The following is a 14,043-nucleotide window of genomic DNA, read 5'->3' on the forward strand; positions in this document are numbered from 1 at the left end:
ACTTTGGCAGTTCAATTCTGTTATCAAGAATACTGATTAACAGGCGAAAAATTGAAGATTTAGTCATTAAATTTATTTAGAATGTCAACAAAAAACGCAAGCGACGTTCAAAAGTTAAGCCTCGGCGGCTTACTGATTAGCTTAGGAATTATCTTTGGAGATATCGGAACTTCCCCGCTCTATGTATTCAAAGCTATTATTAACAAAGGAACTATCGAACCAGACCTCGTCCTCGGGGGATTATCCTGTGTCGTATGGACTATTACCCTTCAAACTACTGTTAAGTATGTACTGATTGCGCTGAATGCGGACAACAATGGTGAAGGAGGTATCCTGTCGCTCTACTCTCTTGTCAAGAGGCAGGCCAAGTGGCTTATCATTCCGGCCATTATCGGAGCTTCCACACTTTTAGCCGACGGTATGTTGACGCCGGCGATTACCATATCATCAGCAATAGAAGGTCTGGCCATCAACAATCCTACTATTCAGACGGTACCTATCGTAATCGTGATTATTTCAGGACTCTTTCTTATTCAGCGTTTCGGGACTTCCATTGTAGGAAAGGTATTCGGACCTCTTATGCTTACCTGGTTTTTGACCATAGGGATACTGGGAATAAGCTACATTGATGAAGCTCCACAGGTGCTAAAAGCAATCAACCCTTATTATGCTTTCAAATTAATAGTAAGCACACCAAATGCGTTGTTTATTATTGGAGGAGTATTTCTGTGTACTACAGGAGCTGAGGCACTCTACTCGGATATGGGACATTGCGGAAAAGCTAACATCAGAATAAGCTGGATACTTGTAAAAATATGTTTATTACTTAATTACTTCGGACAAGGAGCCTGGTTGCTGGCACATTCAGGGACTCAGATTGGTGAAAAAAATCCATTTTACGCGATTATGCCGGAATGGTTTCTGGGTTATGGTGTTGTTATTGCGACCATTGCAGCTATTATTGCCAGTCAGGCAATGATATCAGGATCATTTACACTGATCTCTGAGGCTGTGCGCCTTAATATCTGGCCAAAAGTCACCATCCGCTATCCCAGTGATCATAAAGGACAATTATATGTGCCATCCATCAATCTGATATTATGGTTGGGATGTATGCTGATTATTGCTGTATTCAGGGAATCCAGCAATATGGAGGCTGCATATGGTCTGGCCATCAATGCAACATTTATCACAACGACCATTCTTATGGGATTCTTCCTGAGATGGAAACGCGTAAACAAGTATCTGATCTTCTTATTTGTAGGCTTCTATTTCTTTATCGAGTTTGGATTCCTGGCAGGTAACTCTGTAAAAATTGCACACGGAGGCTGGTTGACGCTCGTCTTATCACTGGCGCTTATAGCTGTTATGTATGCCTGGTACAATGCCCGAAAAATCAAAAACCGCTTTGTCAAATTTGTTAATATCAGGGATTATAATGATATCATTTCAGAAATGAGTAAAGATCCTACTATTCCTACTTTTGCATCACAATTGGTCTATCTGACCAGTGCAAACAACAGGAATGAGATAGAATACAAGATCATTTACTCTATGATCAATAAAAAGCCTAAGAAAGCAGATGTCTACTGGCTGGTACACGTAGATGTGATGGATAATCCACATACGCGGGAATATACAGTAGAACAGATCATTCCGGGCAAATTGATCCGCATAGACTTTAAACTGGGATTCAGGGAAGAACAACGCATCAGTCTGCTCTTTAGAAAAGTAGTGGAAGAGATGGTACAGCGAAATGAGATCGATATTGTAAGTCAGTATGATTCGTTGAAAAAATATAAAATACCCGGAGATTTCAGATTTGTTATTCTGGAAAAAGTGTTATCCAAAACCAATGATCTGAAATGGCACGAACGTATTATCTTCGAGATCTATAAAATTCTCAAGAAATTCAGTCTGTCCGAAGAAAAAGGATTTGGTCTGGATGCAAGTTTTGTGACGATAGAACGTGTACCGCTCAGCATACCAAGGACACATGAAGTTGTTATCAATCGTATCAACTAAAAAACTAAGGGCCTCCGAATCGGAGGCCCTTAGTTTTTTTATTCAGTTATTGCTTTTGCTTCTTTATTCAATCGGGAATGCCGGTAACCATACATAAAGTAGATGATCAATCCGGCCACTAACCACAGTATAAAAATAATCCAGTTACTGGCTCCAAGTTCAGTCATCAGATACAGATTGATCAGAATACCTGTAGTAGGCAGTAAAGAGAAGTTCAACCGGAATGCGTAAAAACTCATACCGATCCACACTAACCAGAAAATAATAACCAAAGATTTATGCTCCAGTATATAAAGTGCAGACATAGATTTCCATTCGGTGATTGTATCCTGCCCATATACAAATAACAAGACCATCGCAATCAGGAAACCCAGACCTACAAGATATTTCCCGTTTACATAAGGAACTCTGAATTTTGATTTTTTCGAAAGCCCTGAATGATCCATATAAAGCACGCCTGCACAGACCAGAATAAAGGCAAAGAATGTCCCTACACTGGTCAGGTCAACAAAGAAATCCATTTTAAAAAACAAAGAGGGTACAGCGACGACAATTCCTGTCACAACTGTAGCATATGACGGTGTCTTATATTTAGGGTGAATAGTCGCAAATTTCTTCCACAAAAGTCCGTCACGGCTCATCGTCATCCATATTCTCGGTTGCGCCAGCTGATATACCAAAAGAGCACTTGTGATGGCGATCACGGAAGTGACAGAGATAATCCCGGCCATATGATCGAATCCTACATATTGAAATACATAAGCAAGCGGATCTTTTACATTCAGTTCGGTATAATTGACCATTCCGGTAAGGACTAAAGCAATAGCGACATAAAGTACCGTACAGATCAACAAACAGTATATCATTGCTCTCGGTAAATCCCGTTGTGGATTTTTACACTCTTCTGCTGTGGTAGAAATGGAGTCAAATCCTATAAATGCAAAGAAAACCGCAGCGACACTACTCATAACTCCTCCCAATCCATTTGGCGCAAACGGAGTCCAGTTTTCCGGTTTGACAAAAAATAATCCTCCAAAGATCACAGCCAGTATAATTCCGACCTTGATCATGACCATAATATTGCTGGCCCGTTTTGATTCTTTGATTCCTACATACACAAGTATAGTCACAAGGAAAGTGATGATACCTGCAGGAAGGTCAAAGATAATCGGAATATCTCCGATACGAGGCGCAGTTTCATACGCTTCCAATGCCAGCTTATCAATACCAGTCAGTTTATCAACTCCCACATCCAGCATTTTCTGGTTTGCTTCGATTGCATAGGCTGGTGCCATAGAGAGCCACCGCGGCACATGGACACCAAAGCCTTCCAGCATGGACACAAAATATTGGGACCATGATATGGCGACAACCATATTGGATACCGCATATTCAAGTACCAGAGCCCAACCTATAATCCAGGCAAACAATTCACCAAAGGCAACATAGGCATAAGTGTAAGCACTTCCCGAGACCGGAACGGTACTCGCAAACTGTGCATACGAAAGTGCTGTAAAAACACAGGCAAAAGCCACAAAAACAAAAAGAAGCGAAACCGCAGGTCCGCCATTGAAACTGGCCAGTCCGATTGTACTGAAAATACCTGCCCCTACAATCGCAGCTATTCCTAATGAAACAAGATCCCTGATACCAAGGATCTTGGATAATCCCGAACCTCCATGTTCAGAATCACTAATAATCTGATCTATGCTTTTCTTTCTGAAAAGTTGATTTCCCATACTGTCTGTAAATTTTAAGATGGTAACCTCAGGTTACTTTATAAGTTTATTAATTAGTATCATTCTGCTAAAGCAAGTCTATCCTGAATCTCAAAATAGACACTTTTATAATCAGTAAGTTGTTTATCCGTATACATAATCAACTCTTCTGTAAGTTTGAGATGATGTCCGGCTTCCGGTTGAAAATCCCAGATTCGTTTTGCAATATTAAACAATGCATGTGATATTCTGGTAATATCTGCATATTCATATGTGTACTTAGAGTTTACAAACCGCTCATAATACGACATAAATTTAGTTGTATCTTCTAACCCTATAATTTTCAGAAATTTAATAATCGTATCCGGATGTACTTTTTCCAGATCCTCATAGAAGCGGTCTACATTAATTACCTGATGTTTTAACAAGAGATGATCCAGTATCAGTTCCAGCGCAACGTGTGCCAAAAATGAAGGGCGAACAGGCAATCCACTCAGGCTATCCTGAATCTGAATGCGTAAACGATGGGTATGATCAAAAAAAAACGGTAAGTTGTGAAAGATACGATCCACCTCCAGATGTCTGTTCCAGCCTTCATAAATAGGCTTAAACTGTGGATGATCCAGCAAGACGGTTTCAAACCTTTGGGGATGAAACATATACTTCTTGTCCGCATTCTTCAGCAGATCCGGCAATATTCCGCCCAATACACGTTCGGGCTGGGTAGCATACCTTTCGAAATAAAAATGCGAGAGAAAATTCATTGTGATCTTAATAAAATCACACAAAAAGTGTAATATCTTAAATCTTGACGTAAGATACAGCTAATCTTACTATCTTTGCAACTTAATTAAAATTTTCTTATCCGTATTATTATGAACTTTGTAGAAGAATTACGTTGGAGAGGCATGTTACAAGACATCATGCCTGGAACAGAAGAGTTGTTAAACAAAGAAAAAGTATCCGGTTACATTGGTTTTGATCCTACAGGTGATTCTCTTCACGTTGGCCATCTGACACAGATCATGACCCTTATTCATTTTCAAAACGCAGGTCATAAGCCTGTTGCGCTGGTTGGCGGAGCTACCGGGATGATCGGTGATCCATCATTCAAATCGGCAGAGAGAAATTTACTTGATGAGGAAACTTTAAATCACAATGTGGCAAGCCTTAAGCATCAGCTGAGCAAATTCTTAACATTTGGCGAAGGCGAACTGGATGCGAAGATGGTCAATAACTACGACTGGTTTAAGGATTTCAAATTCCTGGATTTTATCCGTGACATCGGTAAATTGATTACAGTCAACTACATGATGGCTAAAGACTCTGTCAAAAAACGTCTTGAAGGTGAAAATGGACTATCGTTTACAGAATTTTCTTATCAGCTGATCCAGGGGTATGACTTCTATTATCTATGGAAACATCATAATTGTAAAATACAGATGGGCGGATCGGATCAGTGGGGAAATATCGTTACCGGTACTGAATTTATCCGTCGCCAGGATCAGGGAACTGCATTTGCGCTGACTACACAATTGATTAAAAAATCTGATGGTCAGAAATTTGGAAAAACGGAATCAGGTGCTGTATGGTTGGATGCGAAGAAAACAACTCCTTATAAATATTATCAATTCTGGTTGAATGCAACAGATGATGATGCCAAAAACTGGATCAGAATCTTTACACTCAAACCACAAGAAGAAATAGAAGCGATCATCGCAGAACATGATGCTGCTCCCCATACCCGTACAGTGCAAAAAGCACTTGCAAAAGATATCACGATCCGTACGCACTCGGAAAAAGATTATGAGACAGCACTCAAAACATCCGAATTCCTTTTCGGAAACGGCTCTCTTGATTTCTTAAGCGATCTGGAGCATGAAGCGGTATTAGATGTATTTGACGGAGTACCTCAATTTACAATCAGTAAGGGGGAACTTGCAGAAGGAATCAATATATTGGATCTGTTAGCAACAAAAACGCAGATCTTTCCTTCAAAAGGTGAAGCCCGAAAAATGACTGAAGGTGGCGGCGTATCTGTAAATAAAGAAAAAGTATCCGGAACGGATAATACCTTTACTACAGAGAACCTGATCAACGATAAATATATCATTGCTCAAAGAGGTAAGAAGAATTACTATCTTATCATAGCAGAGTAATCAATGCTATAAAATAAAAGAAGGGCTATCCAAATTTTGGGAGCCCTTCTTCGTTTGTATTGAGTTGTATGTATAAAGTTTATTCTAAATGCTGGATAATCTTGTATCCGAATTTAAATTTTTCATTTGCAGGAGTTCCATTGATTAATCCTTTTGACCATATGGTGTATATAGACTGATCTTTGGGTTCAAACTCAAAACTGACCAGCTCTCTGTTTACATTTGACGTAATAAAGAGTTTATATTTTTTTCCTGTCTGCAGGGTCAGGTAGGCACTCGCTTCCTTGAAAGACTTATTTTTCACCAGCAACGTATCCGAATCTTCAGATCCCAGATTAAGAGCAGGAGCATCCGGACTGAGGTTGATAAAGCGCACATTTGCCGTTCCTTTTGCTGGAATGTCCGATTTGTCTTCGTAACTGACTACATCAAGTTTCGTATTTCCAACAACAAATAGAGAATAGATTTTGCCCGGAGCAAAAGCTACCTGCTTAGAAACAAGTGCGCCTTTGTTTATACTATCACGGTCAAAAACCCTTACAAGACGATTACCCGGAAAAGCATTACGATAAGGTAAATAGTCTCCGAAATCAAAACTTTCATTAGAAAGATTTAGCTTATTCTGATCCAGACCAATATCTAACTTGAGTGCCAGAGGCACAGCATTGATCGCTCCTGTACCTGACAATTCACCATATCCGTAGTCGTCATTATCCAGACTACAGGATGCAAAAAAGAACAAACATAAAAGGAAACTACCTAAAAGAAATTTAACGCTATTCATACCGCATTATCTATTCAAAAACCACATTTTGATAACTAAAACGTATATTACATTGGAAATGCTACAGTACCAAAACAATTGGTTTTTTGGTCTGATTTTTTCTATATAAAATCGTTAAGTTTGTACTAAGAACATTATTATTGTTTTCATGCTAAATAAAGGAAATACATTTAAGAACTATGGTGGTGACAACTCATCAAAGAAAGCCTCTAAAAGTTCTCCAAAAAACTATAAAACAAAAAGTTACAAAGAACCTTCGGAACCTGTACAGTTAAGTGAAACACAGGAGAAGATAATGAAAATATTGGGTGTATTTTTATTTATCCTGAGCTTTGCTTTCACGATAGCCTTTGTTTCTTACCTTTTCACCTGGGAAGAGGATCAGAGTTATATTTCAAAATCCAACGGAAGCTGGAGTACGTTGTTCAGTACAGCTGAGGAAATTGACAGCGATGCTATTGACCTGCCTGTAGTGCAAAATAAACTAGGTAAATTCGGTGCGCTATTGGCGAATCAGTTTATTTACGAATGGTTCGGTATTGCTTCGTTCATCTTTATCTTTATACTTTTTGTAACGGGATACAGATTATTATACCGCAAAAATATACTTCCTGTAGGTAAGTCTATTCTCTACTCCTCTATTGCTATTATTTATGTTTCAGTAACATTAGGATTTTTACAGTCCTTTATTGCTAAAACTCCTCATATTCTGGAAGGTAAATTCGGATTCTGGACCAACAGACTTTTGGAAGCGCAAATCGGGAGTGCGGGTGTAGCCGGAATTGTTGTCTTTGCATATCTGACTGTTCTGATTCTGATCTATAATCTGGATCTGAAATTCACTTTCCAGTCCAAAAAGAAAATATATGATGAAGATCTTGCTTTTGATGCTGACGATGTAGAGAACAGTCCTGTAAGCCATCCAAAAAACACACGTATACTCAAAGACGAAGAGTATGTTATCGATCCGATCGATCTGAATGATAAAGCTCCGGTACAGGAGTTCAACCAGTTCAGAGAACCAGAAGAGACTTATAACAATAATGCTCGCAGGGAGGAGCCTACCTTATCTCTTGAAGAAGAACCGGAAGTCGTCTCGAATTCTACACCTCATATCTCCTTCACGATTGATCATCCGGATGCTGAGGAAGAGGAAGTGGAAGAGGATATCCCGGCAAGTCCTGTATTACGGGTAGAAAAGGTGATAGAAGAAAAACCTATAACAGCCAATGATCTGGTCGCACAGTTTGGGGAATATGATCCGAAACTGGATCTGTCCGGCTATCAATACCCTCCACTGGAGCTTTTGAAAGATTATGGTAGTGGTAAGATTACCATTAACCAACAAGAACTGGAAGCTAATAAAAATAAGATTGTAGATACACTTCGTAACTACAGCATCGAGATCGAACATATCAAAGCTACAATCGGGCCTACAGTAACACTGTATGAAATCATTCCAAAACCGGGTGTCCGGATTTCAAAAATAAAAAACCTGGAAGATGATATCGCATTAAGCCTTGCAGCACTGGGAATACGTATCATTGCTCCAATGCCCGGCAAAGGGACTATTGGTATAGAGGTACCGAACAGTACACCTGAAATGGTATCTATGCGCTCTGTACTGGCAACCGAGAAATTCCAGAAGACAGATATGGATCTTCCTATTGCACTGGGTAAGACCATTTCGAATGAAGTCTATATTGCAGATCTTGCAAAAATGCCTCACTTATTAGTAGCGGGTGCTACCGGACAAGGTAAATCTGTTGGTATCAATGCAATTCTGACCTCTCTGCTTTACAAAAAACATCCTGCTGAATTAAAGTTTGTACTGGTGGATCCTAAAAAAGTAGAGCTTTCTTTATTCAAAAAAATTGAACGTCATTTTCTTGCTAAACTTCCGGGGGAAGATGATGCAATTATTACTGATACCAAAAAGGTAATCAACACGTTAAACTCCCTTTGTATCGAAATGGATCAGCGATATGACCTTCTTAAAAATGGTCAGGTCCGTAATTTAAAAGAATATAATGCAAAATTTGTCAATCGCAGATTAAACCCTGAGGAGGGTCATCGATTCTTACCATTTATAGTTCTTATAGTAGATGAGTTTGCCGATCTGATGATGACAGCAGGAAAAGAGGTGGAAACACCGATTGCACGTTTAGCACAGCTGGCCCGTGCGGTGGGTATACACCTGGTGATTGCAACACAGCGTCCTTCCGTCAATATTATTACGGGTACGATCAAAGCCAATTTCCCGGCCAGGTTAGCATTCCGTGTTCTTTCAAAAGTCGATTCACGTACTATCCTGGATTCAGGAGGTGCAGATCAGCTGATAGGTCGCGGAGATATGCTATTGTCAACGGGGAGTGACCTGATCCGTATTCAATGTGCTTTTGTAGACACGCCAGAAGTAGATCAGATATCCGATTATATCGGTGGTCAGCGTGGTTATCCTTCAGCTTTTATGCTGCCTGAGTATGTTGATGAAAATGGGGAAGGAAGTGGCCTGGCAGATTTTGATATGGATGACAGGGATCAGCTGTTTGAAGATGCCGCCCGATTAATTGTCATGCATCAGCAAGGATCAACATCTTTAATCCAACGTAAATTAAAGTTGGGCTATAACAGAGCTGGACGAATCATCGATCAACTGGAAGCTGCAGGTATTGTAGGTCCGTTTGAAGGAAGTAAAGCACGCGAGGTGCTGTATCCGGATGAGTATTCGTTAGAACAGTATTTGGAAACATTAAGAAAAGACAATTAAAGATGAAAACAACATTATGGTCATTTGTGATAGCTGCTTTTATGCTATTCATAAGTCATCCGGTTTCAGCACAACAGGAAGCCTTTGCAAAAAAGCTACTGAATCAGGTATCTGCAAAATACGACGGTTACAAAACGATTAAAGCAACATTCTCCTTTTCTGCCAAACAGGCAAATGGTGGAACGTATACAGACGCCGGAACGCTCTCTCTGGATAAAAAAGCAAATAAGTACCTTATTGAGATGAAGTCTCAGGATCTTATCAGTGACGGAAAAAGTACATGGACCATTCTGAAAGAAGAAAACGAAGTACAGATAAACGATGCGGATCAATCTAATGACAACATCAATCCGAGTAATATCTTTTCATTCTATAAGACAGGATTTAAGTATGTGAGTGCTGATGACGAAAAAGTAGGTTCAACGACTTTAAATGTCATCGAGCTATCTCCTATTGATACGAAGAAGAACTATTTCAAGATAAAGCTCCGCATTAATAAAGCATCAAAATTAATCTATGATGCTACAATTTTTGACAAATCCGGTTCGCGGTATACGTACACTATAAAATCATTAAACGGAAATGCAGGAATAACAGCAAGTACATTTAGCTTTAACAAATCGAAATATCCGGGTATGGAAATTGTCGATCTCAGATAAAACAAAAAGAAAAGGGAATACGACAACGATATTCCCTTTTCTTTTTAGTTTTTGTCAGATTTTCAACTTAACTTTATTACTCACCCTTTGAAACTTAAAACATGTCAAGCATTACTATTAAAGAAATTGCCAAAGCGTTGAATGTTTCCATTTCTACTGTTTCCAAGGCTTTGAATGACAGTCATGAAATTGGAGAGAAAACAAAAAAAAGAGTTTTAGAATATGCTGAAACTCATCATTATAAACCAAATCTTCTTGCACAAAATCTGAAGACCGGTAAATCCAATACTATTGGGGTGATACTGACTTCTATCAACAATCCTTTTTGTTCTCAGATCATCGAAGGCATACAGCAACATGCGCTTAAAGTAGGATTTGAGGTTATTTTTATGCAAAGCCGTGAAAATCCGGAGATTGAAAGATCATGCATAGAGACGCTTATGCAGCGAGGTGTAGACGGATTGCTGATCTCGCCTGTAGATGAGACATCCAATCAAAAATTGCTGGAAGATATTCATGACCACAATTTTCCGGTCGTTATTTTTGACCGGATACAACACAATCTCGAAACTTTTAAGATTGGTGTAAACAATTTTCAGGGAGCTTACCTTGCAACCAAACATCTGATTGATTCAGGCAGAACCAGGATTGTAAATATCACGGCATCCAGATTTGGTCTTTCAGGTGAACGCTTTAAAGGATATCATCAGGCACTTACAGATGCAGGCATCGCTTTTAACGATCAGTATCATATACAGTGTAATATGCAAAATCAGGAAGTACTGGATGTGGAGTTGAAGAATGCTATTACCAGACTAATGAATGCAGATAATAGACCTGATGCTATATTAGGTTCTTCGGATACCATTACAGTTACGCTGTTGGGTGTACTTGCAGAATTGGGTTATTCTGTACCGGAAGAATTAGCAGTAATCGGTTTTTCCAATATTGATTTTGCAAGATCGCTGAATCCTGCTCTATCTACCATCCGCCAACCTGCATTAGAAATAGGTGACATGGCTATGGAAAAACTAATGAAATTTATTGCTAAGAAAAATTGGCATCAAGTCCAGATAGAAACTACAGAACTTGATACCATTCTTACATTCAGAAAATCTTCAATTCAAAGTTAGTCTACCTGAACAACTTTCATTTTCGGAACCAGTGCTTTCATAATACACCAGGCCACCAGATATGCCAATGCACAGATAGAAAACATGATTGTGTAACCGGTCTCTATATGTCCCAGTCCACCATAATAATCAAACAGACCACCTCCGAGTTTAGACATAATCACTCCTCCGAAACCGCCGGCCATTCCACCTATCCCGGTTACTGAGCCAACGGCACTTTTGGGAAACATATCGGATACAGTCGTAAAGATATTTGCTGACCATGCCTGATGTGCAGAAGCACCTATTCCTATCAACACGACTGGAATCCAGAAAGTATAATGTCCCAGTGGTTGTGCAGCCAGGACCACCAAAGGGAATAAGGCAATAATAAACATTGCACGCATCCGGCCATCATATGCCGCATAGCCTTTATTGATAAAATACATCGGAAAAGCACCGCCACCTATAGATCCAAACATAGTCATACTGTATAATACCGCCAGTGGCAGCATCATTTGCGTACTTTCCATTCCATACTGCGTTTTCAGGTATGACGGCAACCAGAATAAAAAGAACCACCATACTCCATCGGTCAGAAATTTGCCTAACGTAAATGCCCAGGTTTGTTTATATCCCAGTAGCTTGAACCATGATATTTTAGGTTGAGGGGCTTCAGAATCTCTGTTTGCAAGCAATATGGAATCACTTACGACATATTCATACTCCGCCTTAGACAATTTTTTCTCTGGCTTATCGTATAATATAAACCAAAATATCAACCATATAAATCCTACTGCACCGACAATAATAAATGCAGACTGCCATCCCCAGTTATATGCCATCCACGGCACTGTCAGCGGAGCCAGAATAGCTCCGATATTAGATCCTGAATTAAATATTCCCGTTGCAAGAGAACGTTCCTTTTTCGGGAAAAACTCGGCTGTGGCTTTAATAGCTGCCGGAAAATTACCGGATTCTCCAAATCCAAGAACAATACGTGCGATTATAAAACCTAACACCGAGGTCGAAATGGCTGTTATACCCAACACACGGGCAGAGATCTCTCCCATCTCTACAGCATATGCATGAATTATAGCTCCTATAGACCATATAATGATAGCAATGGCAAACCCCATCTTTGTGCCTAGCTTATCTATAAAACGTCCGGCGAATAACATAGATACGGCATATGCAAACTGAAAAGTTGCTGTGATATTGGCATAGTCTGTATTCGTCCAGCCAAATTCATCCTCCAGAATGGGATGCAGCAGACTCAAGACCTGACGGTCCAGATAATTAACGGTAGTAGCGAAAAATAATAAGGCGCAGATCGTCCAGCGATACTTTCCTATTTTTTGGTTCATAATAAGTAAGGTTTATAAAAGGCGTATTCCGGTTAAAAACCGAAATACTCTTTTGCATTAAAATAACAAATATCGGATATGATTTTACCGATCCATTCAGGGTCATTCGGAATCAATCCTTTATGAATATCTTCAGCAAATATATTACATAACAGCCTTCTGAAGTACTCATGTCTGGAATAGGATAAAAAACTTCTGGAATCTGTTAGCATTCCTATAAAACAGCTTATCAATCCCATATTGGATAAAGCGTCCATTTGCTTTTTCATTCCGTCCAACTGATCCAGAAACCACCATGCGGAACCAAACTGAATCTTACTTTTTATTCCCTCTCCCTGAAAATTTCCGGCCATAGAAGCAAAAACGGCATTATCGGAAGGATTTAAATTATAAATAATAGTTTTGGCCAGTTGGTCTGTTCTATCCAGATGGTTTAAGAAAGCAGACAATGCTGCAGCATGCTGATAATCGCCAATAGAATCAAAACCTGTATCAGGTCCTAATAAAAGACGTTGCCTTTGATTGTTATTACGCAATGCACCAACATGATACTGCTGTGCCCAGCCCTTTTCATGATATTTTCTGGATACTGCAGCTAAAATATAGAATGAAAAACTATCTTTAATTTCAACCGTAACACCTGTATCATCTCCATCCAATACAGCTTTAAATATATGATTTATTTTTTCAGTATCTGTATTTCCTCTCAACGGAAAACAGCTTAGTCCATGATCAGATATACGACAGCCCAGTGAATGAAAGAATTCGATACGATTATGCAATGCTGCAATCAGAGAATCTACATCCACGATCTGTACATTTGCGACAGCAGACAACCGGGTAAGATATGTTCTGTAATCATCACCGCCATCAAGTTGCAGAGATTTGTCCGGTCTGAATGAAGGTAATATTTTTGTTTTGAAATCAGACTGTGCAATAGCACTATGATCTGCAAGATCATCTACAGGATCATCTGTAGTACCCACCATCTCCACATTAAAATGTTGCAATAATCCCTGAGCGGAGAATGATGAAGTTTGCAATTGTTGCTCTGTCTTATCAAAAACATCCTGTGCATTCTGTCCATTCAGTAATCCTGTGAATCCAAATGGATTTTTAAGTTCCATATGTGTCCAGTGAAACAAAGGATTCCTCACTGTAAACGGAACTGTCTCTGCCCATTTCTGAAACTTATCCCGGTCGCTGGCGTCTCCTGTGATGTATTTTTCTTCTACACCAAATGCACGCATTGCTCTCCATTTATAATGGTCTCCTGCCAGCCAGATATCCGTTATATTTCTATAATTCTTATTTTCCTTAATATCTGAAGGCGGTAAATGGGAATGATAATCAATAACAGGCAAGTTAGCCGCATAATCCTGATAAAGCTGTTGTGCCAAAGGAGTTGACAACAGAAAATTGTCTTTTAAAAATTGTTCTGTCTGCATC

The 14,043-nt window shown here is 39.4% G+C and carries 10 protein-coding genes; 5 read left to right on the forward strand and 5 right to left on the reverse strand.

Features of this window, described 5'->3' with window-relative positions; all coding sequences use genetic code 11:
- The first annotated feature begins 81 nt into the window (after positions 1-81).
- Positions 82-2,025 carry a KUP/HAK/KT family potassium transporter gene (locus I6J02_RS03355; protein ID WP_201680455.1) on the forward strand — a complete coding sequence of 648 codons (1,944 nt, stop codon included), beginning with the start codon at positions 82-84 and terminating at the stop codon, positions 2,023-2,025.
- 38 nt (positions 2,026-2,063) lie between these two features.
- On the opposite strand, the gene I6J02_RS03360 is transcribed toward I6J02_RS03355, so the two are convergent.
- Together I6J02_RS03360 and I6J02_RS03365 are read right to left on the reverse strand one after the other, a co-directional pair.
- Complete coding sequence (locus tag I6J02_RS03360; RefSeq protein ID WP_201680456.1) at positions 2,064-3,764, reverse strand: amino acid permease; 1,701 nt, start codon at positions 3,762-3,764, stop codon at positions 2,064-2,066.
- A 59-nt stretch (positions 3,765-3,823) separates the two neighbouring features.
- On the reverse strand, positions 3,824-4,507 hold the full coding sequence (locus I6J02_RS03365; RefSeq protein WP_201680457.1) for a hypothetical protein: 684 nt from the start codon (positions 4,505-4,507) through the stop codon (positions 3,824-3,826).
- Between the two features lie 111 nt (positions 4,508-4,618).
- On the opposite strand from I6J02_RS03365, the gene tyrS reads away from it, so the two are divergent.
- A complete protein-coding gene (gene tyrS / locus I6J02_RS03370; protein WP_201680458.1) occupies positions 4,619-5,902 on the forward strand; it encodes a tyrosine--tRNA ligase in 1,284 nt (427 codons plus the stop codon).
- A gap of 79 nt (positions 5,903-5,981) precedes the next feature.
- Here tyrS and I6J02_RS03375 read toward each other — a convergent pair whose 3' ends face one another.
- Positions 5,982-6,686 (reverse strand): DUF4397 domain-containing protein, encoded by a 705-nt coding sequence (locus tag I6J02_RS03375; protein ID WP_201680459.1) that lies wholly within the window; start codon positions 6,684-6,686, stop codon positions 5,982-5,984.
- A 148-nt stretch (positions 6,687-6,834) separates the two neighbouring features.
- On the opposite strand from I6J02_RS03375, the gene I6J02_RS03380 reads away from it, so the two are divergent.
- The 3 genes from I6J02_RS03380 to I6J02_RS03390 all read left to right on the forward strand — a co-directional run bounded on the left by I6J02_RS03380 (position 6,835) and on the right by I6J02_RS03390 (position 11,248).
- On the forward strand, positions 6,835-9,456 hold the full coding sequence (locus tag I6J02_RS03380) for an FtsK/SpoIIIE family DNA translocase (protein ID WP_201680460.1): 2,622 nt from the start codon (positions 6,835-6,837) through the stop codon (positions 9,454-9,456).
- A gap of 2 nt (positions 9,457-9,458) precedes the next feature.
- Positions 9,459-10,115 carry a LolA family protein gene (locus I6J02_RS03385; protein WP_201680461.1) on the forward strand — a complete coding sequence of 219 codons (657 nt, stop codon included), beginning with the start codon at positions 9,459-9,461 and terminating at the stop codon, positions 10,113-10,115.
- Positions 10,116-10,216: 101 nt separating this feature from the next.
- Positions 10,217-11,248, forward strand: coding sequence for a LacI family DNA-binding transcriptional regulator (locus I6J02_RS03390; protein WP_201680462.1), 1,032 nt, complete (start codon positions 10,217-10,219; stop codon positions 11,246-11,248).
- Here the strand turns inward: I6J02_RS03390 and I6J02_RS03395 are convergent.
- Together I6J02_RS03395 and uxaC are read right to left on the reverse strand one after the other, a co-directional pair.
- Complete coding sequence (locus I6J02_RS03395; RefSeq protein WP_201680463.1) at positions 11,245-12,594, reverse strand: MFS transporter; 1,350 nt, start codon at positions 12,592-12,594, stop codon at positions 11,245-11,247. The genes I6J02_RS03390 and I6J02_RS03395 overlap by 4 nt on opposite strands.
- Positions 12,595-12,626: 32 nt before the next feature.
- The gene (uxaC, locus tag I6J02_RS03400; protein WP_201680464.1) at positions 12,627-14,042 is read right to left on the reverse strand and encodes a glucuronate isomerase; all 1,416 of its coding nucleotides are present in this window, start codon (positions 14,040-14,042) and stop codon (positions 12,627-12,629) included.
- Between the last annotated feature and the right edge of the window lies 1 nt (position 14,043).

This window comes from Sphingobacterium spiritivorum (genome assembly GCF_016725325.1).
In the GTDB taxonomy this organism is placed as follows: domain Bacteria; phylum Bacteroidota; class Bacteroidia; order Sphingobacteriales; family Sphingobacteriaceae; genus Sphingobacterium.

Excerpts from the sequence above, each read along its gene's own strand:
- I6J02_RS03355 (WP_201680455.1), top strand. The coding sequence starts at position 82 with ATGTCAACAAAAAACGCAAGCGACGTTCAAAAGTTAAGCCTCGGCGGC.
- I6J02_RS03360 (WP_201680456.1), bottom strand. The coding sequence starts at position 3,764 with ATGGGAAATCAACTTTTCAGAAAGAAAAGCATAGATCAGATTATTAGT.
- I6J02_RS03365 (WP_201680457.1), bottom strand. The coding sequence starts at position 4,507 with ATGAATTTTCTCTCGCATTTTTATTTCGAAAGGTATGCTACCCAGCCC.
- tyrS (WP_201680458.1), top strand. The coding sequence starts at position 4,619 with ATGAACTTTGTAGAAGAATTACGTTGGAGAGGCATGTTACAAGACATC.
- I6J02_RS03375 (WP_201680459.1), bottom strand. The coding sequence starts at position 6,686 with ATGAATAGCGTTAAATTTCTTTTAGGTAGTTTCCTTTTATGTTTGTTC.
- I6J02_RS03380 (WP_201680460.1), top strand. The coding sequence starts at position 6,835 with ATGCTAAATAAAGGAAATACATTTAAGAACTATGGTGGTGACAACTCA.
- I6J02_RS03385 (WP_201680461.1), top strand. The coding sequence starts at position 9,459 with ATGAAAACAACATTATGGTCATTTGTGATAGCTGCTTTTATGCTATTC.
- I6J02_RS03390 (WP_201680462.1), top strand. The coding sequence starts at position 10,217 with ATGTCAAGCATTACTATTAAAGAAATTGCCAAAGCGTTGAATGTTTCC.
- I6J02_RS03395 (WP_201680463.1), bottom strand. The coding sequence starts at position 12,594 with ATGAACCAAAAAATAGGAAAGTATCGCTGGACGATCTGCGCCTTATTA.
- uxaC (WP_201680464.1), bottom strand. The coding sequence starts at position 14,042 with ATGCAGACAGAACAATTTTTAAAAGACAATTTTCTGTTGTCAACTCCT.